Annotated in this window: 26 protein-coding genes; 19 read left to right on the top strand and 7 right to left on the bottom strand. The window is 63.4% G+C overall.

Features of this window, described 5'->3' with window-relative positions; translation table 11 throughout:
- Nucleotides 1-3 precede the first annotated feature (3 nt).
- From ACFO5X_RS20140 to ACFO5X_RS20115, 6 genes are all read left to right on the top strand, one after another.
- A complete protein-coding gene (locus tag ACFO5X_RS20140; RefSeq protein WP_380720403.1) occupies nucleotides 4-723 on the top strand; it encodes an ABC transporter ATP-binding protein in 720 nt (239 codons plus the stop codon).
- A 64-nt stretch (nucleotides 724-787) separates the two neighbouring features.
- The gene (locus ACFO5X_RS20135; RefSeq protein ID WP_380720400.1) at nucleotides 788-1,921 is read left to right on the top strand and encodes an ABC transporter substrate-binding protein; all 1,134 of its coding nucleotides are present in this window, start codon (nucleotides 788-790) and stop codon (nucleotides 1,919-1,921) included.
- A gap of 126 nt (nucleotides 1,922-2,047) precedes the next feature.
- A complete protein-coding gene (locus ACFO5X_RS20130; RefSeq protein WP_380720398.1) occupies nucleotides 2,048-3,316 on the top strand; it encodes a cytochrome P450 in 1,269 nt (422 codons plus the stop codon).
- 34 nt (nucleotides 3,317-3,350) lie between these two features.
- Nucleotides 3,351-4,496, top strand: coding sequence for an iron-containing alcohol dehydrogenase (locus ACFO5X_RS20125; protein WP_380720395.1), 1,146 nt, complete (start codon nucleotides 3,351-3,353; stop codon nucleotides 4,494-4,496).
- Nucleotides 4,497-4,676: 180 nt separating this feature from the next.
- Entirely contained in the window at nucleotides 4,677-5,504 is an 828-nt protein-coding gene (locus tag ACFO5X_RS20120; RefSeq protein ID WP_380720392.1) for an SDR family NAD(P)-dependent oxidoreductase, read from the top strand.
- Nucleotides 5,501-5,971 (top strand): nuclear transport factor 2 family protein, encoded by a 471-nt coding sequence (locus tag ACFO5X_RS20115; protein ID WP_380720389.1) that lies wholly within the window; start codon nucleotides 5,501-5,503, stop codon nucleotides 5,969-5,971. The genes ACFO5X_RS20120 and ACFO5X_RS20115 overlap by 4 nt, the downstream gene beginning before the upstream one ends.
- Nucleotides 5,972-5,974: 3 nt before the next feature.
- Here the strand turns inward: ACFO5X_RS20115 and ACFO5X_RS20110 are convergent, their stop codons facing one another.
- Together ACFO5X_RS20110 and ACFO5X_RS20105 are read right to left on the bottom strand one after the other, a co-directional pair.
- Complete coding sequence (locus tag ACFO5X_RS20110) at nucleotides 5,975-6,718, bottom strand: NIPSNAP family protein (protein ID WP_380720387.1); 744 nt, start codon at nucleotides 6,716-6,718, stop codon at nucleotides 5,975-5,977.
- Complete coding sequence (locus ACFO5X_RS20105; protein ID WP_380720384.1) at nucleotides 6,715-7,461, bottom strand: NIPSNAP family protein; 747 nt, start codon at nucleotides 7,459-7,461, stop codon at nucleotides 6,715-6,717. The genes ACFO5X_RS20110 and ACFO5X_RS20105 overlap by 4 nt, the downstream gene beginning before the upstream one ends.
- Nucleotides 7,462-7,643: 182 nt before the next feature.
- Here ACFO5X_RS20105 and ACFO5X_RS20100 point away from each other — a divergent pair, with 182 nt between their 5' ends.
- From ACFO5X_RS20100 to ACFO5X_RS20085, 4 genes are all read left to right on the top strand, one after another.
- Nucleotides 7,644-8,861 (top strand): cytochrome P450, encoded by a 1,218-nt coding sequence (locus ACFO5X_RS20100; protein WP_380720381.1) that lies wholly within the window; start codon nucleotides 7,644-7,646, stop codon nucleotides 8,859-8,861.
- A gap of 39 nt (nucleotides 8,862-8,900) precedes the next feature.
- Nucleotides 8,901-10,103 (top strand): cytochrome P450, encoded by a 1,203-nt coding sequence (locus ACFO5X_RS20095; RefSeq protein ID WP_380720378.1) that lies wholly within the window; start codon nucleotides 8,901-8,903, stop codon nucleotides 10,101-10,103.
- Between the two features lie 24 nt (nucleotides 10,104-10,127).
- The gene (locus tag ACFO5X_RS20090; RefSeq protein ID WP_380720376.1) at nucleotides 10,128-10,454 is read left to right on the top strand and encodes a 2Fe-2S iron-sulfur cluster-binding protein; all 327 of its coding nucleotides are present in this window, start codon (nucleotides 10,128-10,130) and stop codon (nucleotides 10,452-10,454) included.
- A gap of 292 nt (nucleotides 10,455-10,746) precedes the next feature.
- The gene (locus ACFO5X_RS20085; protein ID WP_380720373.1) at nucleotides 10,747-11,571 is read left to right on the top strand and encodes a helix-turn-helix transcriptional regulator; all 825 of its coding nucleotides are present in this window, start codon (nucleotides 10,747-10,749) and stop codon (nucleotides 11,569-11,571) included.
- Between the two features lie 72 nt (nucleotides 11,572-11,643).
- On the opposite strand, the gene ACFO5X_RS20080 is transcribed toward ACFO5X_RS20085, so the two are convergent.
- Both ACFO5X_RS20080 and ACFO5X_RS20075 read right to left on the bottom strand, forming a co-directional pair.
- A complete protein-coding gene (locus ACFO5X_RS20080) occupies nucleotides 11,644-12,453 on the bottom strand; it encodes an SDR family NAD(P)-dependent oxidoreductase (protein ID WP_380720370.1) in 810 nt (269 codons plus the stop codon).
- Nucleotides 12,454-12,552: 99 nt separating this feature from the next.
- Complete coding sequence (locus ACFO5X_RS20075; RefSeq protein WP_380720367.1) at nucleotides 12,553-13,128, bottom strand: MarR family winged helix-turn-helix transcriptional regulator; 576 nt, start codon at nucleotides 13,126-13,128, stop codon at nucleotides 12,553-12,555.
- Nucleotides 13,129-13,323: 195 nt separating this feature from the next.
- On the opposite strand from ACFO5X_RS20075, the gene ACFO5X_RS20070 reads away from it, so the two are divergent.
- From ACFO5X_RS20070 to ACFO5X_RS20030, 9 genes are all read left to right on the top strand, one after another.
- Nucleotides 13,324-15,117, top strand: a complete 1,794-nt coding sequence (locus tag ACFO5X_RS20070) for an FAD-dependent monooxygenase (protein ID WP_380720364.1) — start codon at nucleotides 13,324-13,326, stop codon at nucleotides 15,115-15,117.
- Nucleotides 15,114-15,866: an SDR family NAD(P)-dependent oxidoreductase gene (locus ACFO5X_RS20065; RefSeq protein ID WP_380720361.1), complete on the top strand. Its 753-nt coding sequence runs from the start codon at nucleotides 15,114-15,116 to the stop codon at nucleotides 15,864-15,866. Before ACFO5X_RS20070 ends, ACFO5X_RS20065 begins: the two co-directional genes overlap by 4 nt.
- A gap of 105 nt (nucleotides 15,867-15,971) precedes the next feature.
- Nucleotides 15,972-17,069, top strand: a complete 1,098-nt coding sequence (locus tag ACFO5X_RS20060; RefSeq protein WP_380720358.1) for an alpha/beta fold hydrolase — start codon at nucleotides 15,972-15,974, stop codon at nucleotides 17,067-17,069.
- 12 nt (nucleotides 17,070-17,081) lie between these two features.
- The gene (locus tag ACFO5X_RS20055; protein ID WP_380720355.1) at nucleotides 17,082-17,468 is read left to right on the top strand and encodes an EthD domain-containing protein; all 387 of its coding nucleotides are present in this window, start codon (nucleotides 17,082-17,084) and stop codon (nucleotides 17,466-17,468) included.
- A gap of 96 nt (nucleotides 17,469-17,564) precedes the next feature.
- Complete coding sequence (locus ACFO5X_RS20050) at nucleotides 17,565-17,951, top strand: EthD domain-containing protein (RefSeq protein ID WP_380720352.1); 387 nt, start codon at nucleotides 17,565-17,567, stop codon at nucleotides 17,949-17,951.
- Between the two features lie 24 nt (nucleotides 17,952-17,975).
- On the top strand, nucleotides 17,976-18,752 hold the full coding sequence (locus tag ACFO5X_RS20045) for an SDR family NAD(P)-dependent oxidoreductase (protein ID WP_380720350.1): 777 nt from the start codon (nucleotides 17,976-17,978) through the stop codon (nucleotides 18,750-18,752).
- Between the two features lie 35 nt (nucleotides 18,753-18,787).
- A complete protein-coding gene (locus tag ACFO5X_RS20040; RefSeq protein WP_380720347.1) occupies nucleotides 18,788-19,552 on the top strand; it encodes an SDR family NAD(P)-dependent oxidoreductase in 765 nt (254 codons plus the stop codon).
- Nucleotides 19,553-19,599: 47 nt separating this feature from the next.
- Nucleotides 19,600-20,619 (top strand): zinc-dependent alcohol dehydrogenase family protein, encoded by a 1,020-nt coding sequence (locus tag ACFO5X_RS20035; RefSeq protein ID WP_380720344.1) that lies wholly within the window; start codon nucleotides 19,600-19,602, stop codon nucleotides 20,617-20,619.
- Between the two features lie 3 nt (nucleotides 20,620-20,622).
- On the top strand, nucleotides 20,623-20,781 hold the full coding sequence (locus ACFO5X_RS20030) for a hypothetical protein (RefSeq protein WP_380720341.1): 159 nt from the start codon (nucleotides 20,623-20,625) through the stop codon (nucleotides 20,779-20,781).
- A 166-nt stretch (nucleotides 20,782-20,947) separates the two neighbouring features.
- Here ACFO5X_RS20030 and ACFO5X_RS20025 read toward each other — a convergent pair whose 3' ends face one another.
- The 3 genes from ACFO5X_RS20025 to ACFO5X_RS20015 form a co-directional block, all read right to left on the bottom strand.
- Nucleotides 20,948-21,865: a hydroxymethylglutaryl-CoA lyase gene (locus tag ACFO5X_RS20025; protein WP_380720338.1), complete on the bottom strand. Its 918-nt coding sequence runs from the start codon at nucleotides 21,863-21,865 to the stop codon at nucleotides 20,948-20,950.
- Nucleotides 21,862-23,088, bottom strand: a complete 1,227-nt coding sequence (locus ACFO5X_RS20020; RefSeq protein WP_380720336.1) for a CaiB/BaiF CoA transferase family protein — start codon at nucleotides 23,086-23,088, stop codon at nucleotides 21,862-21,864. Before ACFO5X_RS20020 ends, ACFO5X_RS20025 begins: the two co-directional genes overlap by 4 nt.
- Before the next feature lie 107 nt (nucleotides 23,089-23,195).
- Nucleotides 23,196-24,437: an MFS transporter gene (locus ACFO5X_RS20015; RefSeq protein WP_380720333.1), complete on the bottom strand. Its 1,242-nt coding sequence runs from the start codon at nucleotides 24,435-24,437 to the stop codon at nucleotides 23,196-23,198.
- Nucleotides 24,438-24,532 lie beyond the last annotated feature (95 nt).

Here is a 24,532-nt window from a genome sequence, read left to right as displayed (position 1 = left end):
CCGATGCTTGAAGTCTCTGGGCTCTCCGTGTCCTACAGCGGCATTCGCGCCTTGAAGGACGTGAGCCTCACGGTTGGCAAGGGCGAGATCTTTGCCCTGATCGGCCCCAACGGCGCCGGCAAGTCCACGCTCCTCAACACGCTCAGCGGCATGGTGCTGGCCCAGACGGGTCACGCCCGCTTTGACGGGGTCGAGCTGATCGGACGACCAGCCCATCGCATCGCGCGCGCGGGCCTCATTCAGGTCCCGGAGGGACGCCAGGTCATCGCGCCGTTGACCGTCCGCGAGAACCTCGAACTCGGTCGCATTGCAGCCGGTACGCGCAGCGGGGACCGGGACGCTCTCGACCGGGTGCATGACCTGTTTCCGGTTCTGGCAGAGCGCCGAACGCAATTGGCGGGCTCGCTGTCAGGGGGTCAACAGCAGATGCTGGCCATCGGCCGTGCCCTGATGGGGGCGCCGCGTATCCTGCTGCTGGACGAGCCGAGCCTCGGCCTCGCGCCGGTCATCGTGCGCGAAGTGTTCGACGCCCTGCTCCGGCTGAACGCCGGCGGGCTGACAATCCTTCTGGTCGAGCAGAATGCCAAACTGGCGCTGGAGACCGCCCATCATGCGGCAATTCTCGAGATGGGGCGTGTCGTCATGCGCGGCACGGCCGCTGACCTCGCGCACGATCCGCTCGTGGTCGACCATTACCTGGGCCGGACAGAGGAGACGGCCTGACGTGGCACCTGTCTGACCGGGGACCGGCGCACGTGGAGACAATCCGGAATTCAGGGAGATGAGAATGCGACTTTTCAGAAAAACGCTGCTGGCCTCCGTTGCGGTTCTTGCCGCCGGCGTGACGCTCGCTCAGGCCGAGACCTACAAGATCGGCGTCATCAACGCGCTGACCGGGACCTATGCCTTTGGTGGCGTGCCGATCCAGAACGCGATGAAACTGGCCATCGAGCAGGGCAACGAAAGCGGCAAGCTCGGCGATGTGAAGCTGGAAGTGGTGGAAGGCGATTCCGCCAGTGACAAGGGTCAGACCATCACGCTGGTCAGCCGCCTTGCCCAGGATCCCGCGCTGCTGATGATCATCGGCCCGACCACAAGCCTCGAAGGCACGGCGGGCGCACCGGTCGCCAACGAACAGAAAGTCGCGCTGTTCGGAATCGGCTCGTCGCGCGGGATCGTGCAGGCCGGACCCTGGTCCTTCAAGGTTCAGCAGGTCGGCGACGACATGCTGGGCGAGCTGTCGAAATACGTCGCCGAGCATACCGACATCAAGAAGATCGCCGTCGTCTTCGACCGCTCCAACGATGGCTTCGTCAGCCAGAAGAACGCCTTTGTCGCCGGACTGCAGGGCACCGGCGTCGAGGTGGTTTCCGAGGATGGCATCCTGTCGTCCGACACCGACTTCCTTGCTATCGGAACGCGGCTCGCAAATTCCGGTATCGACGCCTTCTTTGTGGCCGCACCGGCCGAAGTGGGCGCCAACGTCGTCGTTCAGGCCCGCCAGGCTGGCGTGCCGATGGAGGTCCCGATGGTCGGGCCCTCGTCCTTCGCGACACCGGCCTTCATCGACACGGCCGGCGGCGCGGCAGAAGGCTCGATTGTGATCGCGGACTATTTCATCGGCTCGAAGAACGCGGGCAACGAAGACTTCGTGGCCAGCTACGAGTCGAAATACGGCGCGAAGCCGGACAACTGGGCCGCGATGGGCTTTGCCCTTGCCAGCCTCGCCGTTGAAGCGGTCAAGCAGGCCGGTCCCGAGCCGACCCGCGAAAAGGTTCGTGATGCTCTCGCCGGGCTGCGCGACGTCCCGACGATCCTCGGCAATGGGACCTGGACGATGGACAGCGACGATTTCGACCCACATTACGGCGCGGCGATCCTGAAAGTCGAAGACGGCGGGCTGGTCCTCGCCAACCCGTGACGCGGTCTGCCGCCTGAACGAACCTGGGGCATCCGCAATCGGCTGCCCCAGGTCTTCATGCCGGCCCCCTCGGGCGGGACACGGGCCTCAGCCACGCAGGGGTGGCGGACGGAAGGAACGCGCGGAATGAGCGATCTTGCAAAAGTGTGGGACATCCCGAAAGCGGTCTGCCCGGCCGGCAGCATCGGGTGGGAATGGGATCCCTTCGATCACGGCCGGATGCACCAGACCCTGGCGCGGGCGCAGCGGACCGAACCGGTTTTCTACGCGCCCTCGCTTGGCTATTGGGTCGTCACCCGCTACGCCGACGTGCAGGAAATCCTGCGGGCACCCGACAGCTTTTCTGCGTCGAACGCCAATACCCCCATTTCTCCGCTGCCTCCCCAGGCGCTCGATCTGCTGTCCCGTGGCGGTTACGCGCTGGAAGGGATCCAGGTGAACTGCGATCCGCCGCGCCACACGCGGATCCGCTCCTTCGCCGCGCAGGCCATGAACCCGAAGCGCCTGCTGGCTCTCGAAGCAGATACACGGCAGTTGAGCCGGGAAGCCATCGCAACCCTAACAGACCGTGATGAAGCTGACCTCCTGCGCGAGATGACATATGAATTGCCGGCGCGGGTCATATTCCGGCTTTTGGGCATTCCCCAGAAGGACGCAGCTCAGGTCAAGGCCTGGGCGACCGATCGTCTGATGCTCAGCTTCTCGCGGGCCCAGCCCGAGGCGCAGATGCGTGCCGCGCAGAACCTGCTCGAATTCTGGCACTATGTCGTGGCGCTGGTCGAACAGCGGATGGACGAACCGGGCGACGATTTCGCCAGCGATTTGCTGCGGCTGCGCGACGGCGACGATGAACGGCTGACGGTGAACGAGATCAACTCGGCCACATTCGGGCTGCTGTTTGCCGGTCATGAAACAACGTCAAGCCAGTCGACCAACACGGTGCACGCGCTTCTCTCCGAACCCGATCTCTGGTCCGCTCTGGTGCAGGATCCGGCACTTATTCCGGCAGCCGTTGAAGAAGGGCTGCGGATGTATGGTGCCGTGGCCAACTGGCGCCGTGTCGCGGTCAAGGATGTCACCATCGGCGGTTTGGAGATCCCCGCCGGATCGCAAATCATCGTCAGTTTCGCCGCCGCGAACCGCGATCCCGAGATCTTTCCCGATCCGGACCGGTTCCGGCTTGATCGCGCAAACGGACGCCGCCACCTGACCTTCGGCCACGGCATTCACGTCTGCCTTGGCGCCCCGCTCGCGCGGATGGAAGTGAAGGTCATGCTTGAAGAACTGACGCAGACCTTTCCCGATATGCGCCTTAGCGAGCCGGGTCCGATGAGCTTTCAACCCGCCTTCGCCTTCCGCGCGCCAACGGGCTTGCGCGTCCGGCCGCGTGGCTGAGCCCCGGTCCCTACCACAACAGATGGAGCAGGATATGTTCAAAGGGCGCCACACGCCGCCTCAACGGCAGATCGTCATTTATGGGGAACCTCTGGAAGAAATGCTCCCCAAGGCGTTAAGTGAACTCTGGGCGCGGCAGACAGTTCTGGTGACGTCGCAATCGCTTGCCGGGCCGAAACGCGCCGGCGGACGCTGCCGTGCGATCCTTGGCGATGGGTGCACCGACCGGATCGAAGGCATCGGTCGCGACGCGCCATTTGCCGATGTAATGAACATTGTCGGCGCGCTGCGCCACAAGGGCACCGAAGCGATGGTCGCGGTCGGTGGCGGATCGGTCGCCGAGGCTGCAAAATCCGCCAGGATCTGTCTCACGAACAATGTGGCGGAAACCGACGATCTTGCGCGGCTGGCTCTCTCGACCACCTCAGCGTCGCCCCGGCCCTATCTGATCTCGGTCCCGACAACGCTGTCCGGGGCCGAATACACGCCCGCCGCCGGATTCCTCAATCCGCTGACGGGTCGGAAACAGATCGTCAGCCATGCTGATCTGGCCGCTGATATCGTCCTGCTCGACTCCACCGCCACGCTGGATACGCCGGAAGAGCTCTGGCTGTCATCCGGCCTGCGCGCGGTCGATCATGCCATCGCCACATGGTGCTCCGCTGCCGGTTCAGCCCCGATGCCCGAGGCCACTGCCCTGCAGGGCCTGCGGCTGCTGACCCGTGGCCTGAGAGCGAGCAAGGCCCGCCCGGACGATCTGAACGCCCGCCAGGACTGCCAGCTGGGCAGTTGGCAGGCGATTCAGGGCGCGGCGCAGGGTGTGCAGCTTGGGCCATCTCATGCCATCGGTCGGCCAATCACAGGCCATACAGGCCTTCCCCAGGGAGTAGCGTCGGCGATCCTGCTGCCGCATGTCCTGCGCTACACAGCCCCCGAGGCAAACCACCTGCATGCCCCGCTGGCCGAGGCGATGGGCGCGCCAGGCCAGCCACTGGCCGATTCGGTGGCCGACCTTGTGAAAGATCTCGGCCTGCCATCTCGGCTAAGCGCACAAGGCGTCCCCGCGGACGCCCTGGAGCAGATGGCAGAGGAGGCCATGGTTCATCCCGAGCTTCAGACAGGAGGGCGCCGCTTTGCCTCACCCGCGCAGGTGCTCGAGGTGCTGCGCGCCGCGTGGTGAGCCTGCGAAGTCAGAGAAGTTCGAAAATCTGGTAGACCGTGCCATGGTGTCTTCCGATCGGTTTCCGCCGATTATTCACGCAGCGGCCGATTGACGGTCCCCGGCACCGGGGACAATCAGGACCAGGCCTTGATCGTAACTTGCCGCAACAGAACTCATCTTTCGCGAAAGGGCGCTCACATGGTGAATTACGGACTGAAGGACAGGGTCATCGCGATCACCGGCGGCGCCTCGGGCATCGGCCGATCGGCGGCCCTGGCCGCGGCTACGGACGGGGCGCATGTTGCCGTCCTCGACGTCAATCAGGACAATATCGACAAGACACTGACCGAGCTGCGCGCCAAGAACGTCAAGGCGGAAGGCTATGCGCTGGACGTTCGCGACGAAGTGGCGATGGGCAAAGTCGCGAAGGCCGTCGAGTCCGACCTCGGGCCGGTCTACGGGCTCTTTTCCTCCGCCGGCATCTCGCGCACCGCGCCTGCGGAAAAGGTGGCGTTGGCCGACTTCGAGGCCGTTCTCGACGTCAACGTGAATGGTGTCTTCCTGGCGGCGCGCGAATTCGCCCAGGCGATGATCCAGCGCGGCCGCGGCGCGATCGTCAACGTCGGCTCCATCGACGGACTCGGCGGGCATCCCGGCCGCTTGCACTATGTGTCGTCCAAGCACGCGGTGGCCGGTCTGACCAAGTCGCTGGCGCTGGAATGGGGACGTTATGGCGTCCGGGTCAATGCGATCATGCCGGGGTTCGTCGATACCCCGCTGCTGCGCGCCAACATGCCCGAGAAATACATCGAACGTGTTGTATTCGACCGCACTCCGCTGGGCCGGATGGCGAATTCCGACGAGATCGCCGCCGTTGCGATGATGTTGCTGTCGGATTCGGCCAGCTACATGAGCGGCGCCATCGTTCCGGTCGATGGCGGAATGACCGCAGGTTTCCTGACCCGCGGACAGGGTGGCGACTATGCCAGCAAGAACCTGCTGTCCCAGGGCGTGTATTCCGAATGACCTGGGGCGAGATCCTGGACGGGCCACGTCTGTCGCCGGAAGAGGACGTCGCCCTGCGGACGCTGATCGCGCGCTACGCCCATGTCGCGGATGCGGGCGATCTGGATCGCTTTACGGCGTTGTTCACCGAAGACGGCACCTGGACGCGCGAGAACTCTCCTCCGGCCAGCCAGGGCGGTTCCGGCCTGCCGCAGGAGACCAAGCGCGGCGAACAGGCGTTGCGGGCAATGATCCAGTCGTCGATCATAGACCGCTTCAACCGCAAGTTCCGCCATCAGATGACCGATGTCGTCCTGGCTGCCGGATCCGACGCGGATACGGCGCACGGTCTCTCGCGCGCGCTGATCACCGACTGGCGGGACGGAGCGGGAAAGATCGCGATGAACGGCCTCTATACCTGGCGGTTCCAGCGCGTCGCCGGAGAGTGGAAGATCGCCTCGGCCAGTGTGCGTGTCCTGCCGGAATAGGCCTCAGACACGCCCGAAATTGGCGGCCGGTTCCCAGCCTGGAAGCGGTCGCAACAGATGCACGTCCGATCCCTGCACCAAGGTCGTTCCGCGGCGAATCCGCGACGCGTCATGAATGCGGGTAATCCCGGGATCGCTCTTGTGGGCGACACTCGCCGCGCGCCAGCTTTCAGCGTCTTTCCACGAAGTCACCGTGACGGCCTGGTTCATAGCCCCTCCGTACCAGGTCATGAACGTCCCCAGAACATGCCCACCGCGCGCCTGTAGAAAGGGCAGGTCTGTCTGTGCGATGGCCTCGTGACCACGGGCCGGGTTGTCGTTGTCCATACTGTGAAACGTCAGCTCATGAATGCCGCTCTGCGGTCCCGTCACAGCCGGGTCCACCAGCGAGGCCCATGTGTGCGACGGTCGCAGGATCAGAACATGGGTTCGCCGCAACCGGCGACCATCGGCGAAATTGGCGCCTAACCGCTCGCTCCAAAGGGGATCGGCATAAAAGGCGTTCCACCGCGCCATCCGCTCGTCCAGCGACCGCCAGCGGATCAGATAGGCGTAAAGTGGCGCCATGGGGCCGGCGTGACCCTGCCAGATGGCCAGAGGGCGCGGGATGCCGTGAACCGCAAACTGCGGAATCGCGGTCTCTTCCATCAGGGGCAGAAAGCCCGGAAGCCGGCCGGGCAGCATCTCGTAGAGCCGAAGCTCGTAATACTCTTCGATCATGACCTTGGGCGCGAGCGTTGCGGTCATGCTCGGGCTCCCAGGTTGGGGCGCGGACTGTTCCACTCCATCGGCTCCAGCAGATACTGATCCAGGCGGTCGAATACATATCGACCGGTGCGCGCATACTCGTTTTCGCGCTGCGCCGTGACGGCCGGATGACTGTCCAGCGCCTCGGCAGCCCGCAACTGCGTGTCCAGGTCCGGCCAGGCCAGCAAGGCGGCAAGCCGTGGACGGTCGGACCCCAGAACCATCCCGAAGAACCCCAGAATCCGCGCGCCAAGGGATTGTGCCGCAGGAAGATCGACTTCGGCCAGGACGCGCTGCGCCTCCGGCTGGTCGCCCGTCAGCAGGTCGTAGATACGCAACTCGTGCACACCGCCGAGCGGAAGCGGAGACGGCTTGTCACGCAAGGCAACGGCCTGGGGCAGGGGGGAGAATATCAATGTCTGGATCGAATTGACCAGCGTATGACCACCCGTCAGCTCTGCCCGCCGCTTCGCCCAATGCGGGTCTGTCCAGAAGCGCGGCAGGCACGCATCGCGCTGGTCGAGACTTTCCCAGGGAACGATGTACAGAAACCCCGGGCAATCGCGGCCGGTCAAGGTGATCCAGGACCCGACAGGGCGCGGCACCTCGTAGCGATCCCAAAGGCTGCCTTCCTCGCCAGCCGGCAGGTCGGGCGCCGGATCGACCGCCACATTGCGCACAAGCGCCATCTCGTCCGAAAGCCGGCCGGGCGCGACCGCATAGAAGCGGAACTCATAGTACATCGCCGTTCACCTCTGGCTGCGATCCGCAGCCTAACGGCGCGGCTACTCTGGTATTTTCCCCGTTCGGGGGGACAGCGACTGCGCAGCCGATCGATAGAGTGCGCTCAAGCGCCCACTTGGTCCGATGGACCGCCGACTCTCGGCGTCCTGCGCCGGGCATCAAATCTAAGAGGATGGCAGAGATGGCAGACACCGCGGCGGAAATCGACCGAAACGAGGCCCCCGTGCTGGACATCGATCCCTATGACATCGAGGTCCTGCGAAGCCCCTATGAATTCCAGGAAAAGCTGCGCGAAGCCGGGCCCATCGCTCTGATCCCGAAATACAATGTCTATGCGGTTGGCCGCCACCACGAATGCGAAATCGTCCTGAAAGAGTTCGAGAAGTTCACCGCAAAGGGTGGCATCGGGATCCAGGATATCCGCAAGCCCGGCGATTTCCGCGTGCCGAACCGGATGCTGGAAAATGACCCGCCGGACCACACCACCATCCGCAATGTGGTCATGAAATACCTCTCGCCGATTGCCATCCGCAAGATGAAGCAGAAGTTCGACGAACGCGCCGCCACCCTTGCCGAAGAACTGGTGGCACGCGGCGAGATCGACGGTGTCGAGGATATCGCCGAAACCTACATTCTGGATGTTTTTCCCGAAGCCGTAGGCATCGATCTTCCCCGTCCCAACATCCTTGCCATCGGCGAAATGCGTTTCAATCAGTCCGGCCCGCAGAACGCCCTTTATCATGCCGCGATGGAAAAGGCGCAGCCGTATCTCGGTTGGTTCGAGTCCAGTTGCCAGCGTGAAGGCGTGCGTCCCGGTTCTATCGCGGACGACCTTTTTGCGGCCGAGGACCGGGGCGAGTTTCCCGAACCGGGGCTCGCATCGAACATGACCCGCTCGCTGGTAGGCGGCGGCGCGGATTCGACCATGGCAGGTATCGGACACTCGCTGTGCAAACTGGCCGAAAACCCCGACCAGTATGACCTGATCCACGCCGATCCGAAAAAGGCTGGTCTCGCCTTCGAAGAGGCGCTGCGCCTCGAGCCGTCCTTCCACGTATCCTATCGCACGACGTCGGGCGAAATGGAGCTTTCCGGCGTCCGGCTGCGGCCCGATACCAAGGTCGGGGTGTTCTTTGGCGCCGCGAACCGCGACCCGCGCAAGTTCGAAGACCCCGACGCCTTCCGGATCGAGCGTCGGTCTGCCGGCACGCACCTGGGCTTTGGCGTGGGCGCGCATATCTGCATCGGCCAGATGATCGCCCGGGCCGAGGCGGCCTCGATCCTGTCCGCACTGGCCGAGCGCGTAAAGCGGATCGAACTGGCCGGCGAGCCGGTCTATAAACCGATCAACCAGATGCGGATGCTTGAAAAGCTGCCGCTGCGCCTGATTGCGGCCTGATCCGCCGGACAAGCCGCGAAAAATCCAAGGAGGATCAGCATGACGGTCGAAGCAGGATTGGCCTCCCCTCCGGAGGTGGACATCGATCCATTCACCCCGGAAAATCTGCGCGACCCCGAGGCGGTGCAAACTGCCATCCGGGAAACCGCCCCCGTCGTCCGCCTGACGAAATACGACATGTATGCCATCGGGCGTCATGACCTCGTGCAGACGGCGCTCAGCGATTACACGCGCTTCACCAGCACCGGCGGCATCGGCATGTCGGACATCCGCAAACCCGGGGCCTGGCGCACACCCAGTCCGATTGCCGAGGTCGATCCGCCGGGCCATTCCGCCGTGCGCCGCACCTTGCAGCGTGTCCTCTCGCCGGTCATCATCCGTCAGTGGCGCGACGACTTCATGGCCGAGGCCGAGAAACAGGCCGAGACCATCATCGGCAGCGGAACCGTCGAGGCAGTGAGCGATCTGGTGGAACCGTTCATCCTCAAGGTCTTCCCTGACGCCCTGGGTGTGGACATGCCTCGCGAGGCCTTCCCCCTGATCGGCGAAATGAACTTCAACCAGATCGGGCCAAACAACGACCTGACGAAGGCGTCCATTGAGGCGGCCGGCCCGCATCTGAAGAACTACGAGCAGTATTTTTCCCGCGAGAGCATGATCGCCGGCGGACTGGGCGAGAAGATCTATCAGGCCGAGGACGAGGGCGGCTTTCCAACCGGCACGGCGGGGGTCCAGGTCCGCTCGTTCCTGCGGGCCGGAGTGGACACGACCATTGCCGGCATCGGCCACATGCTTCTGCGGCTCGCCCAGAACCCCGATCAATGGGCCAAGCTCAAGGCGGATCCGTCCAAGGCAAAGGCGGCCTTCGACGAGGCGATCCGCATGGACAGCCCGTCGCAGCTTATCCACCGCACCACGGTCAGCGACATGGAATTCGGCGGCCTCGCGCTGAAGGGCGATGTGAAGGTCGGCTGCTTCATCGGCGCGGCCAACCTGGATCCGCGCAAGTTCTCCAACCCGACCACATACGACATCGACCGCAACAGCGCCGGGACGCATGTCGCCCTGGGGGCGGGGCCGCATATCTGCATCGGCCAGAACATCGCCCGCCTGGAAGCAGAAGTCTTTCTCGGCGCCCTGCTCAAGCGGTTAAGCCGAATCGAGCTGGATGGCGATCCCGAATACAAGACCATCAACACCCTGAGGTCGCTGGACCGGCTGCCATTGCGGCTGGTGAGCTGACACGACTGTTAGTAAGGAACTTAGATGCCCAAGGTCACCCTGATCAATCCTGACAACACCCGCACCGAGCTCGAAGTCGCCGTCGGCGACAGCGTCATGCGCGCCGCAACGGCGGCGGGGCTGGACGGTATCGTCGGAGACTGTGGCGGTGGTCTGTCGTGCTCGACCTGCCATGTCGTGATTGTCGACGACGCCTACTTTGCCAAGGCCCCCGAGATCTCGCCAACCGAAGACCAGATGCTGGATTTCACCGCAATGGAACGCGAGCCGAACAGCCGGTTGAGCTGTCAGCTGGTGATCACCGATGAGATGGACGGTATGGTTGTGCGGGTCGCCGATCCGCAGCTTTAGGACCCGCTCAGGGAAGACCCATCTGTGAAGGCCGCCGGTCCCCGGCGGCCACTTATGATTCGCCTGTCGTCCCGACAAACGAGACCGCCGCAGAACCGGTTCGGCTTCGCCGGACATGATAGCGCCACCATTTTCCTGGGCAAATCTCAACAAGCCCCCGCAAGTAGTCTTAAATATAATACTTTAAATTTTTTCCTCCAAAAAATTACTTGATGATTGCAATCATTTCTTCTCGTAAGTAACGTGACTGTCGGGAGAAGACCCAAGAGGTCATAAGATGGGAGGAAACACGGTGATCAAGACACAAGCGACCGCGACCATGGACGAACCGGTTCTGATTGTGACCGGCGAGTTTATCGAGCTGATAGCCAAGATCGGTACGCTGGAGTTTTCCGAGAAGCTGCTTGAAGCGATGGACCGTCTGCTGGGCGGCGACCATTGCGCCTGTTACCGTCTCAGCGACTATCACCTTTCTGAAATCGGCAGCGCCTCTCACACGTCGTCGTCCCTCGCACAGGCCATAAAGGGCAGCGTTTATGACGTAAAACGCCATCTGGTAACAGCTGGCGACAACATCCGTGTGCGCGTCATCCGTCCGGTCAACTCCACGACGGAACCCAACCAGGCCGGCGCCGCCGCCGAAAATTACGAGACAGTGCTGGTCTATGCCCGGATCAACCAAGCCTCGTACTGTCTCAAGTTGTTGCGCTCGGCCGACCGCAGCGAACTGTCCGGCGATACGCTTCTCGAGCTCGAACAATCTGCACGGTTCCTCCTGACGATGATCTCGCGCCACGCGGAACTCTTCGAACAAAAGTCCGATCTCACTCCGGCGCTCGCCTCTCGCGAGGATATCGAAGATTGCGTTTACAACATGTCCGACTTGTCCCGCCGAGAGCGCGAAGTCTGCTCACGCATCCTTCATGGCATGTCATCCTGCGTCATCGCGGACGACCTCGGCATCGGCAAGGAAAGCGTGATGACTTATCGCAAGCGCGCCTACAACCGGCTTGGGATTGCCAGCCAGCGCGAACTGCTGATGTGGTATCTGGACGTCTGGAACGACTGGGTGAACTCGGGCAAACGCAACCGCGATCAACACCAGGAAGCCGCCTGACCAACTTGCGCAGATGCCGGCAGAACGGGAATGGCGCACGCCGCAGGGCCTGCGCCAATTTCTTTGGAAGGGTCAGACGTCCTTCTGGTCGAACCCGGGGCGCGGCACTGTCTTGAGCAACACGGTGCTCCAGCCGCCGTCGCACAGGATTTCCTGGCCACTGACATAGCTGGCGCGCTCGCTCGCCAGGAAGACGATGGAATCCGCGATATCCTGAGGCTGCCCGATACGGCCGATCGGTACGATGTCCTCGCGTTTCTTTCGCACTTCGGGATTGCGATAGATCACTTCGGACATCGGCGTCATGACCATCGCGGGGCTCACGACGTTGGACCGGATGCCTTTCGGGCCCCACTCCTGCGCGATGTTCTTCGAAAGCATCATGACTCCCGCCTTGCTGACACTATAGGCGCCGCTGGTCGGCTGGGCGTGCAGGCCCGCCATGGACGAAACATGCACGATCGCGCCGGACTTCTTGTCCATCATCTGCTGGCCGAAGACCTGCGAGCAGATGAAGTAGCCCGTCAGATTGACGGTAAGCACAGCAGTCCAGTCCGCGACCGAGAGCGAGGAGAGCGGACCGTTGCGCACCAGTGCAGCGTTGTTGACGAGGATATCGCAAGGCCCCAGCTCGGCGCGCACCCGATCTGCGGCCGCGGAGACGCTCGCATGATCGGAAATGTCCGCGGCGCAAGAGATCACCGTTGCCCCGGTTTCGGTCAGTTCCGCGGCCGTTGCTGAAGCACTCTCTGCATTGAGATCGAGAACCGCGACCTTGCAGCCCGCCTCGGCAAGAGACGCGGCAATCACGCGACCGATTCCGCCGCCGCCCCCGGTGACGACAGCCACCTTGCCATCCAGTCCCAACCAGTCGCTTTTCATGCCAGATTCCTTTGCGTTCCAGATCTACAAACACCGTCGGACAACGGTTCGGGCGATCCTAGCGCGTGGCAGGCGGCAATCTGTCCCTCGGTGCGGGACTCAGGCGTCGCTTCCGCCGGGTTTGCCATAGGCGGACAGAACGTCTTGCCAGCGTTTGGTTTCCGAGAATTCCGTCTCGGCCTGTTTCGCGACGATATGAAGAAGCCGGCGCAGCTCTGCCTGCTCGTCCTCGCTCAGGGGCGCGAGAAGCGCGCTTTCCGACGCGGCGAACAGGGGCAGGACCCGCTGGTAAACCTCCTGGCCACGATCGCTCAGCCGAAGAAGCTGGCGGCGTCGGTCGCTCTGGTCCACGCGCCGGCTGATCAGCTTCTTGCGCGACATCTGATCTATGGCGCGGCTGATCGTGACCTGATCGGTCGCGATCATCTCGGAAATCGTCTTGGCGGAAATCGGACTGTGGTATCCCAGAATCGCGAGAATGCGCCAATTCAGCACATTCAGCCCAAAGCGTTCGCCATACATGGATTGCATGAGCAGACTGGTGCGGTTGGCGATGACGGAACAGATCCGCGCGATATTGTCATCCGCATTATAGCTCTGTCCGACAGGCAACCTCATCCGGTCGAGAAGGGCTTCGGTCTCGATTTCTCGAGCCGCGTTGTCTTCAGAATCCATCAGGCGGCTCACCTGCTTCACCTCATTTCCGACATTCTCTCATCTTTCCGCCAAATTCGAAATCCTGTGTAACTTTGATGGGGGACATTGGTGGCATGATTGCCAAACTATCTCGAAAACGATCAGGTTCCGTGGCGTCACTTCTCCGGCTCTTCACGGACGCAAATCCGACCTGCGCGCTACAGGAGGCCAACGATGCCCGACATCGAAGTTCCCGTTCTCATCGTCGGTGCCGGCGGCTGCGGTCTGACCGCGTCGATCGCGCTGTCCGAACTCGGCGTGAAATCGCTTCTGATCGAGCGTCATGCCTCGACCGGCAACCTGCCGAAGGCGCGATACATCAACCAGCGGACGATGGAGGTCTTCCGCCAGTTGGGTGTGGCCGGGGCCGTCTATGACAAGGCCATGCCGCTGTCAGCCATCCAGCGCATCCGCTGGTGCACGACCCTCGGCGGCGACGGCCCGCTGGACCGGCGCACATTCCACAGTGTCGAATCCTTTGGCGGCGGGTCGCTGACCGACTACAGGCGGCACAGCCCCTGCGAAAGCTGTCTCTATCCGCAGGTTCGGCTCGAACCCTTGCTGACGGAACAGGCCCGGGCTCGAAATCCGGACGGCCTGCTGTTCCGCCACGAGCTGAAAGAGGTGCATCAGGACGCCGACCGCGTGACGGCCATCGTCCGTGACCTCGAGAACGACCGCGATCTGACCATTCGCGCCCGATACCTGATTGCCGCAGACGGCGGACGCACGGTCGGCCCGGCAGTGGGCAGCCGGCTGGAAGGGCGACGCAAGCTGGTCGACATGGTGACGGTCTATTTCAGGGCCGACCTGTCGCAATGGTGGGACGATGATCTGGCCATGACCACATGGTTCGTCAATCCGGACGGCGGATCGTGGAGCAGCGGCGTGCTGGGCAAACTGGGGCCGACCCGGTTCGACCGTCACTCCGAGGAATGGATGTTTCACTTTTCCTTCCGCCCGGATGATCCGGCGCGGTTCGATCAGGCCTCGCTCTTGCCACGGATGCGCGCTCTGCTGAAGGTGCCGGACCTCGACCCGGACATCATCGGCATCGGTCACTGGGAAGTCGAAGGCGTGCTGGCCGACCGCTACCGGTTCGACAGGATCTTTCTGGCCGGAGACGCCGCGCACCGGCATCCGCCGACCACGGGTCTTGGCCTGAACTCGGCAATTCAGGACGCCCATAACCTGGCCTGGAAACTGCGCGAGGTGCTTAAGGGTCGGGCCGATCCGGCCCTGCTGGACACCTATGAATCCGAGCGCCGGCCGGTCGCTGCGCGCAATGTCAGTTGGGCGCTGATGACCTTCGAAAACCATGCGCTGACCGACGGCGTCATTGGCCTGGTGCGGGGAGATGGCGAAACCAGCCGCAAGAACTTCGTCAAATTCTTTGCCCAGGACGATGAAGGCCGCACCCGCCGCGCACGGCTGAAGCAGGTGCTCAAGGTGCAGGAGATGGAGTGGCAGGCGCATGACCTGGAGCTCGGCTTTCACTACGAACAGGGGGCGGTCATCGGCGACGGAACGCTGCCGCCCCAACGCGATCCCCTGGGCCGAACCTATCAGCCGACAACCCGGCCCGGGCACCGGCTCCCGCATTGCTGGGTCGAGAAGGACGGCGCACGCCTGTCCACGCTGGATCTCTGCGGCAAGGGGGATTTCGTCCTGATCGTCCCGGATGGCGGCGCCGCATGGCTGCCCGCCGCCACCAATGCCGCCGCGCGGCACGGCGTCTCGCTGCGCACCGTTCGCATGGGAACGGATGTGATCGACACAGATCGCGAATGGGCGGCGCAATGCGAAATCGGCTGTACGGGTGCGATCCTGGTCCGACCGGACTCGCACGTGGCCTGGCGTGCGTTCGAGGCTGCGGCCGATCCGGCGACCGTGATGGAACAGGTGTTGGCCACCCTTCTGCGGCGCCAGCCCGCCCTCGCGGCCACAGCGGCCACAGCGGCCGCATGATACCGCTGGCCAACCCTTTCGACCTCTCCGGAAAGACCGTGCTGGTATCGGGCGCGGCGGGTTCCCTCGGCAGCGCCACCGCCCGGGCCTGTGCCGGCCTGGGCGCGCGGCTGATCCTGACCGATATCCGCCGGCCGGACGATCTGGCCGAAGAACTGCACGCGGCGGGAACAAAGGCACAGGCCCATCAGCTCGACACCACAGACAGGGACGCGGTCGAAGCCTGCATCGCCAGCCTCGGTCCGCTTGACGCCTATGCCGAATGCAGCGGCATCTACAGCAAGGGCGACTGGCGCGACGGCGGCGACTGGGACGCCCTTTATCAGCGGATCATGGAAGTGAACGTGCGCGGCCCGATCAACATGATGCGGGCGGTCATGCGTGGCATGATCGACCGAGGCGGCGGCAAGATCGCCATCGTCGCATCGCAGGCCGGGCGCAACGCCGGCACCACGCTGGATGTGGAACCGGCCTATGTCGCGTCCAAAGGCGCGATTCAGTCACTGGTCCGGTATTTTGCCCGGCAAGGCGCGGCACATGGGGTGACGGTGAACGCAGTCGCGCCGGGGCCGATCCTGACACCGATGCTGCGCGCCTCCGGTCAGCCGTTCGACCTGTCGAAACTGCCGACCGGCCGGATGGGTGAACCGGAAGAGGTCGGCGGCCCGATGGCCTTTCTCTGCACGGCCGCCGCCGGTTATGTGACTGGTGCCGTTCTCGACATCAACGGCGGCCTGCATTTCTCCTGACCGGTCTTGGCCGTCAACCGGGATGCAAATCTGACCTGTCCCCGTCAGAGGGGTCATGACCCGCACAGCTTCCCCGACAGACTGCCGCGCGGGCGAGGATCCGACATGCACTCACCAGCCAATGGGCACACCGGTACGACCGCACTGTCGCACGTCCCGCGGCACGAGATTGTTTCGAACACCATCAGCCTGCAAGGACATCGTGTCTTCTATCTCTCCTGCGGGCCGCAGGACGGCGTTCCAATCATCCTTGTTCACGGCTGGCCCGAGCTGTCGTGGAGCTGGCGGCATGTTCTGTCCCATCTCGGCGGCATGGGGTTCCGCGCCATCGCGCCCGACATGCGCGGCTATGGCCGATCGCAGGTGTACGACGATCCTTCGGCCTATGCGCTGCGCCACCAGGTCGCCGACCTCATCGGACTGGCCGATGCGCTTGGTCTGGAGAGCGCGGTGTGGGTCGGCCACGACTGGGGTGCCCCTGCCGTCTGGTCTGTGGCCAGCCATCACCCGGATCGCTGTCACGGCGTTGCCAATCTCTGCGTGCCCTATCGCACGTTGGAATTCGGGATGGAGCACATGCTGCCGCTGGTCGACAGGACCCTCTATCCCGAAGACAGCGCGCCCTATGGTCAATGGGCCTATCAGAGGTTCTATGTCGAACAGTTCGACTGCGCGACGTCGGTCATGGAGGCAGACGTCTTGTGCACGGTTCGTGCACTCTTTCGGCACGGCAAGCCCGAGGCTCTGGGCAAGCCCAGCCCGCATGCCGACATCTTCCGCAACGGCGGCTGGTTTGGCGGGGCCGACAGGGCACCGGACCTGCCGCTTGACACACAGGTGCTCACCGAAACCGATCTTGCGATCTATACGGATGCCCTGTCGCGGAACGGCTTTCGAGGCCCGAATGCCTATTATCTGAACGATGCAGACAACGCTGCATATTCCGCTGCCACCCTGAATGGCGGCCGCCTCGAGATGCCCGTGCTGTTTCTCGCCGGGCGCTACGACATCACCTGCGAATCCGTGGACTCGCGATTGGCCGAACCGATGCGCGCGTCCTGCCGCAACCTGACAGAGCGAATCGTTCATTCCGGTCACTGGATGGCGCAGGAACGGCCCGAACGTGTGAATCTCGAACTCACGCGCTGGATTCTTGCCGAAATGCCCCACCTCGTGCCGGATGATGCGGCGCCAACTCCCTAAGAGGTAAACAACATGCTGATATTGCTTGGCTTCTACAAGCGAAAGCCGGGGCTCACGCTGGATGAATTCCATCGCCATTGGGGCGAAATCCACGGCCCTCTAGTCGCAAAGACACCGAATATCGAACGGTTTCTCAAACGCTACGTCCAGCATCACATCAGACCGAGCAGCGGATTTTCCGGTGTCGGCACTCTCGACTACGACGGCTTTTCCGAAGCCTGGTTCGTTTCCGAAGCCGCTCGCAAGGAAATGCATGCACAACCCTATCAGACCGAGGTCATGATCCCCGACGAACACGAGTTCCTCGACATGTCGGCGACGCGCTTGCTGATGTTCGACAAGCAGGTCGTGCAGATCGGCAAGGACTATGCGTTTGAATGGATGGCCGACAGGACCTGAGACGCGCCTGTCCCATCGCCGGGGGTCACTCGGCCCGGCGATGCAGTGTCAGACCTGACGCAGAGACATTCACGCCCTGACGGTTCCGGAGGACGCATGATCATCACCCTCGGCTTCTACAAGCGCAAACCGGGCCTCACGCTCGAGCAGTTCCAAACTCATTGGCGGGACGTGCACGGACCTTTGATCGCCGGAATTCCAGGCGTCGAGAAATACCTGAAACGATACGTGCAGCATCACATGGTCCCCAGCCAGGGCTGGCCCGGAGTCGGACCGCTCGACTACGACGGGTTTTCCGAGAGCTGGTTCCCCAGCCTGGACGCGAGAAAGGAACTGCACGCAATGCCCTATTTCCAGAACGAGATGATTGAGGACGAACGGCAGTTCCTCGACATGGACGCGACGCGCGTCCTGATGTTCGACAATCAGGTTGTCCAGATCGGCAAGGACTACGCAGGCGACTGGATGGAAGGTCGGCTTTGACGGCCGCTTGAAAGGACAGTGACCATGAAAGGTCTGGAAGGTCGCGCCGCGATCGTAACCGGCGCGGGGCAGGGGTTGGGTCGCGGCATCACGGAACGGCTGATCGCCGAGGGTTGCCGGGTGCTGGCCGTCGATGTCCGCCCCGATGGCCTGTCGTCGCTGCGCGGCGCGGAAATCCTGGTTCAGGATTCCACCGCCGACGACGCGCCGGCTACCATTCTGGAGGCCTGTCGGAAATCCTTCACGACACTGGATATCCTGGTGAACAACGTCGGCCTCGGCAACGCGCCGGCACTGCATGACACGACCGACGAAATCTACGACCGGTATCTCGACGTCAATCTCCGCGCCATGTTCCGCCTGTCCCGCGACGCGCTGCCCATGCTTTTCGAAAGCCGTGGCAATATCGTCAACATCGCGTCGTCCATCGGTCTGTCGGGCTACATGGGGTTTGGTGCCTACACCGCGGCGAAGGCCGGCGTGATCGGCGTGACCCGGCAGATGGCCAGTGCCTATGGCCCCAGGGGCGTACGGGTGAATGCCGTCGCCCCCGGGGTGATCCGGACACCGGGAACCGAGGACCGTCTGCACACCGCACGGTTCAAGGCGCTGGTGGTGGCCACCATGCCGCTCGGTATGACCGGCGAACCCGAGGACGTGGCGAGCGCAGTCGCCTTTCTGGCAAGCCAGGACGCGCGCCTTGTCACCGGTCAGGTTCTGGCGGTGGACGGCGGACAGACATCGTCTGTCTTCGTCAGTGAAGAGATGATCGCGGCCTGGGTCGCCACCCAGACGGAATAGGGCCGCAAGGCTCGAAGGATGAAAGGAACTCTCCAATGCGCATTGCACTCGTAACTGGTGGGGCAAGCGGGCTTGGTCTTGCGACCGCCAAACGGTTCGCGAAGGACGGCATGATCGTCGCCGTGGCAGACCTCAAGGCGGAAGCGGCCGAAGCGGCCGCAGCCAGTCTGCCCGGCGAAGGGCACAGGGGGTTCGCCCTGGACGTGACGGACGAAGCCGCCGTGAAAAAGACCTTTGGCGCCATCGAGTCCGAGGTCGGACCGATCTCGGTCCTTGCCCAGTTCGCGGGCACGCTTGGCAACGGAAGCATGAGCACGGCGCCGGCGCTGGCCGATACCGACCTCGACGATTGGGATTTCACCATGGGCGTCAATGCCCGTGGCACGATGATCTGCATGCGCGAAATGGCCTGGTGCCGGCGTGCCAAACCGGTCGAGCACGGACGGATCATAACGGTATCCTCGCTGGCCGGTCAGATCGGCGGCCTTCAGTCGGGGGTCAACTACACGGCGTCCAAGGCCGCAGTGTTGGGCCTGACGCGCTTTGCCGCGCGGGCGCTGGCCAAGGAAGGGATCACGGTGAATGCCATTGCGCCGGGCCCGATCGACACGCCCATGCTGGCTCAGGCGACGGGCGCCACCGCGGATGGCAGCAAATACACCAAGATGGACGCAATCCCCCTGGGACGGGTCGGCCATCCCGACGAGATCGCGCATACCGCATCGTTTCTGGCTGACCCGCTGGCCGGGTTCATCACCGGCGTCACCATCGGCGTGAACGGCGGCCTCTTCATCGCATGAAAGCTTGCCCGGATCGTTGATCCGGGCGCAGCATATCGGATGATCGCATGACGAATATGAAAGCCGTCGAGCTTCGCCCGGCGCATGGGGGCGGCACGCTGAGCATTGCATCCCGCCCGGTCCCGAAGCCCGGACGCGGTGAAGTGCTGGTACGCGTCCGCGCTGCATCGCTGAATTTCCGCGATCTGCTGGTCGCAGATCACATGTATGGTGCCCTGCCGGAAACTGTCGTGCCGCTGTCGGACGGAGCCGGAGAGATCGCAGCCCTTGGCGAGGGCGTCTCGGGGCTCGTCCCCGGGCAGCGCGTCGCCGGCGCCTTTTACCCGGACTGGATCACCGGCCCGATCACTGCCGCTGCACGCACCCGGTCGATGGGCGCCAACATGGACGGGATGCTGGCGCAATTCGCGCTTCTGCCCGCCCATGCCGCCATTCCGGTGCCTGACCATCTGAGTGATGAAGAAGCCGCGACGCTGCCCTGCGCCGGCCTGACCGCATGGAACGCGCTGTTCAACGTGGCTGCGCTGCAGCCGGGCCAGGATGTGCTGCTGATCGGTTCCGGCGGTGTGTCGGTCTTTGCCCTGCAATTTGCCAGAATGGCCGGCGCCCGGGTCATCATCCTGTCCGGCAGCGCTGAAAAGCGGGCGCGGCTGGCAAAAATGGGGGCGCATCACCTTATCGACTACAAGGCATCGCCAGACTGGCACAAGGACGTGATGCAGTTGACCGACGGCCGCGGCGTCGATGTGGTGGTCGAGGTCGGAGGTCCCGGCACGCTGGAAAAATCGATGCAGTCGGTCCGCGTCGGCGGCACGATCGTCGCCATCGGCTTTGTCGCGCAGGAAGGCGAGGGCGTCGCGCCCCGTCTGGTGATCGGCAAATCCGTCAACCTTCAGGGCATTACCGTCGGAAACTGCGCCCAGTTCCACGAGATGAACCGCGCGCTATCCCTGCATGACCTGAAACCGGCCATCGGCCATGTCTTTGCGATGGACAACGTAGAGGACGCCTACGCTCTCCAGCGCCGTGCCGGGCATTTCGGCAAGATCGTGATCAAGGTGGATTAGAGCATGATCGACGTTCCCCATGCACCAACAGGCAAAGACCTGAAAACCGCCGTCATGCTCGCAGAGATCGGGTGGGATACCGTCTTGTCGGACGTGAAAGGTTGTCTGCCGGAAAAGTCCGCCCTGCATGACCCTGGCATCGCGCGTGCCCAAAGCCTCTGACAAATGGCTGGCCTAGCGGATTGCCGGTCTTGGGCTGACAAACGGGCAGGCGGCACCCATCGCGATCACGGATGTGAACCGCAGGCCATATTCCCGGATCATGGTCCGGAACAATAATCCTGAACGTTCGGCGACGGGCTGCACCAGGCTTCACACGCCATGTGGGTCAGTCACAGCGTGCCGAGGTCCGGGCCGCAATGGCGGCCCGCACCCGCCCGCCGCTCTGCCCGCCACGGATGCCCGCACCATCGCAGGCCACAGGGATCAAGTCGTCGAGATCGACGCCCGTGGGAATGCCCATCCGGTGGAACATCCAGACCACGTCCTCTGTCGCCACATTGCCGGTCGCGCCCGGCGCAAACGGACAGCCACCTAGGCCCGCAAAGGACGCATCTACGATCCGCACTCCGGTCCGGTAGGCGGCATACACATTCGCCAGTCCCAGGCCATAGGTGTCGTGGGCATGAACCGCCCAGCGATCCACTTGGGGAAATGTCGCGCGCGCCATCGAGAACAGGCGTTCGACCTGTTGTGGTTCTGCCTTTCCGGTGGTGTCGCAGAGGCAGATTTCCGCGCCCGGCATCGCCGGCACCAGCTTCTCCAGCAGCCGCAATACAGCTTCCTCATCCACCTGCCCCTCGAAGGGACAATCAAAACAGGTCGAGAGGTCCAGCCGCAAATCCGCGTTGTCGGGCAGGGCCTCAACGATCTGAAGATACTCACCCACCGACTCGTCCGGATGCCGCTTCACGTTGTTCCTGTTGTGTGATTCCGAGACCGACAGCACAAAGGTCGGAAAAGTGACCCCATCGTCCAACGCCCGCAGGGCATGTTTCAGACTTGGGACCAGCACCCGGGGCGACAGGTCGGGCACCGCCGTGCAGGCGGCCAGCAGCTCGGGCGTATCGGCCATCTGGGGAAGGGCCTTCGCGCTGACATAGGACCCGATCTCGATCTCTCTCAGGCCCGCAGCAAAAAGGCGCTGCAGAAAAGCGATCTTGTTCTGGGTTGGGATGAAGGGGCCAATTCCCTGAAAGCCGTCCCGCGGACCGACTTCAACCAGTGTGACATCGGGCGAGGTCATGCAATGATCTCCTTCTCGCGCAAGGCGGCGATTTCAGGCAGCGTAAAGCCAGACCCGGCCAGCACTTCGTCGGTGTGCTCGCCAATGGCAGGACCGCACCAGCGAATTTCGCCGGGATCGTCCGTGATCTTCGGCACAATGCCGGGATGGGTCAGCGCCTTGCCAAACAGCGGATCCTCGACCTCCCGCACCATCTCGCGGTGGCGAAATTGGGGATCGGCGGCGCAATCCGCGGCATCGTAAATCCGGGTCGCGGGCACATCTGCCTTTTCGAGCAGATCCAGAAGTGCCGCGGCCTCATATTGGTACGTCCAGGCACCGATCATATCATCCAGCGCAGCCACATTGGCCACCCGCGAAGGGTTGTCGCAAAAGCGCGGATCAGCCGCCAGACCCGATCCTCCCATCAAGGCGCAGAGACGTTGGAACAGCGGTTCGGAATTGCCGGCGATCAACACCCATTTCCCGTCCCGCGTCGGATAGGCGCTCGATGGCGCGGCCGTCGGTATACGTGATCCCGAGGGCTGGCGGACTTTGCCCGTCTCGCCATATTCCGGCAGCATTCCCTCCATCAGGCTGAGCACCGACTCGGTCAGGGCGACGTCCACCGTGCGGCCGAGGCCGTCGCCCGCCGCGCGGTCCCGCTGCCAGAGGGCCGACACAATGCCAAGAGCCGCGTAAAGACCGGCCAGTGAATCGCCTATGCTCACCCCGACCCGTACCGGCGGCAGATCGGATGTCCCCGGCGGATGGTCCGACAGATGCCGCAGACCTCCGATGGCTTCGCCGATCACGCCGAAGGCGGCACGATCACGATAAGGGCCGTCCTGGCCATAGCCCGACACATGGCCGATCACCAGGGCTGGGTTCTCCCGACGCAGGGTCTCGTTGGACAGACCCATGCGGGCCAGCTGGCCCGGCCGGAAATTCTCGACCAATGCGTCGCAGTCCCGCACCAGCCGCAGAATGACCCCAGCCGCCCCCGGCGCCTTCAGGTTGACCGCCACCGACCGCTTGTTGCGCGCATGCACGGACCACCAAAGCGATTTGCCCTCGACCGAGTCGCCCCATTTGCGGACAGGATCGCCCGAAAGCGGCTCGACTTTCACGACATCCGCCCCGAGATCCGCCAGCAGTCGGGTACAGAAGGGCGCCGCGATGAAATGGCCGATTTCAAGGACGCGCATGCCGCGCAGCGGGCCGGAAAATTTCCTCTGAGTCATCTTTGTCCTGTGCATGTGGTCGGGCCGCGCCGGGCGCGTCTTCGGCCACAGTCTTGCACGTCCGGACCGCGCGATTTGTCCATGCCTTTAGGGACAGGCCGGTTTCGTTACGCGCCTTGCGGCAAACTTCTGCGAAGTTTCACGGTAACGATAAAAAGAATGCAGGCGGTGGCAATCGACACCGAACACATGCCGAAAAGCGCGGGAAACAATCCAAATCGGTCGGCCGCGAAACCGGTGATGAGCACCGGCACGATGGAGCCGAAATAGCTGCACATATAGAGCATCGAGAGCACCGAAGCGCGCATCGTGTCAGGAGCGATCCGGTTGATCAGTTCCACCGTGCCCATCCATCCAAGGCCCTGAGACATTCCGCCGACCAGCAGACCGATGGCGACCCCGGCCACGCTTTCCGTCTTTAGGGCGACCAGCACAGCCACCAGCGCGACTACGACAAGGACCAGGGAAACAAGGGTTGCCCTGATGTATCCCAGCCAACCGCCAGTGAGCTGGATCACGCCCGCAGTTCCCAGAAAGGCCACCACGGACAGCCCGCCGACAAGCGGATGCGCATCTGTCATCAGAGTGAAGAACATGCTTGGTCCCAGCGACAGCCAAAGCCCGGTGTTGGCCCAACAGAGGACCGCAAGGCAGGCGGCATAGATGAACGGTCCGCGAATGTCGGCGGGCACTCGCATCGCCTGCGGGCGATACGAAGCCTTGCGAAGGCTGCGCCTGGCAATCGGCAAGATCGTTTCCCGATAGCCCCAGGTCAGTCCAAGGCTCACCACCAGCAGTGTCGCGAAGATCAGGTACGGCAGCAGCACAGCCGTCTCTGTCGCCGCGAAGTAGACCACCAGCGTGGCCGTCAGCATACCCGCCGCCGGCGCGCTCAGGGTCGCGACCGCACCGACCCGCGACGCGGCACCCCGGTCCAGCCTGGGGTGCAATTCGATGATCGAGGCCACGGCCGGTCCGCTGAGCAGGCCGATTCCGTAGCCGTTGAGCAGACGCGCGACCAGCAGCGGAGTCATGGAATTGGCAACCAGATACCCAAGGCTTGCCAGCAGAACCAGGAACAGGCCACTGCGCACCATGGGCTTGCGTCCCAGTTGATCCCCCAGCCGCCCGCCATGCAGGAGGCCAAAGGTCACACCAATCGGGTAACAGGCAAAGATCATCACGATATCCGAGTTCGTCAGATCGAACCTTGCCTGCCAGATCGGATAAAGCGGCGTCGCAAGATGGCTTCCGAAGAGAGCCAGAAACAAGACGATCGCCGAGAACACATACTGCAACATCGGACTGGGTCGGGTCATCCCGACCCGCTCTGCAGTTCCATCGCTCATCTGGTGGCTCTTTCGTCTTGCCCGGGCGGCCGGGCGGGCAGGGGGGCCATTTCGACCCTGACCCGCGGAATTCGCTTATTGTCCAATAGTCTCTC

Source organism: Seohaeicola nanhaiensis (genome assembly GCF_042654245.1).
In the GTDB taxonomy this organism is placed as follows: Bacteria; Pseudomonadota; Alphaproteobacteria; order Rhodobacterales; family Rhodobacteraceae; genus Seohaeicola_A; species Seohaeicola_A nanhaiensis.
Note: the sequence above shows the minus strand (reverse complement) of the source record. Positions and strands in the feature narration are given on the sequence as shown.

Bases quoted from the DNA above. Each gene is read 5' to 3' on its own strand.
- ACFO5X_RS20140 (WP_380720403.1), top strand. From the start codon at position 4: ATGCTTGAAGTCTCTGGGCTCTCCGTGTCCTACAGCGGCATTCGCGCC.
- ACFO5X_RS20135 (WP_380720400.1), top strand. From the start codon at position 788: ATGCGACTTTTCAGAAAAACGCTGCTGGCCTCCGTTGCGGTTCTTGCC.
- ACFO5X_RS20130 (WP_380720398.1), top strand. From the start codon at position 2,048: ATGAGCGATCTTGCAAAAGTGTGGGACATCCCGAAAGCGGTCTGCCCG.
- ACFO5X_RS20125 (WP_380720395.1), top strand. From the start codon at position 3,351: ATGTTCAAAGGGCGCCACACGCCGCCTCAACGGCAGATCGTCATTTAT.
- ACFO5X_RS20120 (WP_380720392.1), top strand. From the start codon at position 4,677: ATGGTGAATTACGGACTGAAGGACAGGGTCATCGCGATCACCGGCGGC.
- ACFO5X_RS20115 (WP_380720389.1), top strand. From the start codon at position 5,501: ATGACCTGGGGCGAGATCCTGGACGGGCCACGTCTGTCGCCGGAAGAG.
- ACFO5X_RS20110 (WP_380720387.1), bottom strand. From the start codon at position 6,718: ATGACCGCAACGCTCGCGCCCAAGGTCATGATCGAAGAGTATTACGAG.
- ACFO5X_RS20105 (WP_380720384.1), bottom strand. From the start codon at position 7,461: ATGTACTATGAGTTCCGCTTCTATGCGGTCGCGCCCGGCCGGCTTTCG.
- ACFO5X_RS20100 (WP_380720381.1), top strand. From the start codon at position 7,644: ATGGCAGACACCGCGGCGGAAATCGACCGAAACGAGGCCCCCGTGCTG.
- ACFO5X_RS20095 (WP_380720378.1), top strand. From the start codon at position 8,901: ATGACGGTCGAAGCAGGATTGGCCTCCCCTCCGGAGGTGGACATCGAT.
- ACFO5X_RS20090 (WP_380720376.1), top strand. From the start codon at position 10,128: ATGCCCAAGGTCACCCTGATCAATCCTGACAACACCCGCACCGAGCTC.
- ACFO5X_RS20080 (WP_380720370.1), bottom strand. From the start codon at position 12,453: ATGAAAAGCGACTGGTTGGGACTGGATGGCAAGGTGGCTGTCGTCACC.
- ACFO5X_RS20075 (WP_380720367.1), bottom strand. From the start codon at position 13,128: ATGGATTCTGAAGACAACGCGGCTCGAGAAATCGAGACCGAAGCCCTT.
- ACFO5X_RS20070 (WP_380720364.1), top strand. From the start codon at position 13,324: ATGCCCGACATCGAAGTTCCCGTTCTCATCGTCGGTGCCGGCGGCTGC.
- ACFO5X_RS20065 (WP_380720361.1), top strand. From the start codon at position 15,114: ATGATACCGCTGGCCAACCCTTTCGACCTCTCCGGAAAGACCGTGCTG.
- ACFO5X_RS20060 (WP_380720358.1), top strand. From the start codon at position 15,972: ATGCACTCACCAGCCAATGGGCACACCGGTACGACCGCACTGTCGCAC.
- ACFO5X_RS20055 (WP_380720355.1), top strand. From the start codon at position 17,082: ATGCTGATATTGCTTGGCTTCTACAAGCGAAAGCCGGGGCTCACGCTG.
- ACFO5X_RS20050 (WP_380720352.1), top strand. From the start codon at position 17,565: ATGATCATCACCCTCGGCTTCTACAAGCGCAAACCGGGCCTCACGCTC.
- ACFO5X_RS20045 (WP_380720350.1), top strand. From the start codon at position 17,976: ATGAAAGGTCTGGAAGGTCGCGCCGCGATCGTAACCGGCGCGGGGCAG.
- ACFO5X_RS20040 (WP_380720347.1), top strand. From the start codon at position 18,788: ATGCGCATTGCACTCGTAACTGGTGGGGCAAGCGGGCTTGGTCTTGCG.
- ACFO5X_RS20035 (WP_380720344.1), top strand. From the start codon at position 19,600: ATGACGAATATGAAAGCCGTCGAGCTTCGCCCGGCGCATGGGGGCGGC.
- ACFO5X_RS20030 (WP_380720341.1), top strand. From the start codon at position 20,623: ATGATCGACGTTCCCCATGCACCAACAGGCAAAGACCTGAAAACCGCC.
- ACFO5X_RS20025 (WP_380720338.1), bottom strand. From the start codon at position 21,865: ATGACCTCGCCCGATGTCACACTGGTTGAAGTCGGTCCGCGGGACGGC.
- ACFO5X_RS20020 (WP_380720336.1), bottom strand. From the start codon at position 23,088: ATGACTCAGAGGAAATTTTCCGGCCCGCTGCGCGGCATGCGCGTCCTT.
- ACFO5X_RS20015 (WP_380720333.1), bottom strand. From the start codon at position 24,437: ATGAGCGATGGAACTGCAGAGCGGGTCGGGATGACCCGACCCAGTCCG.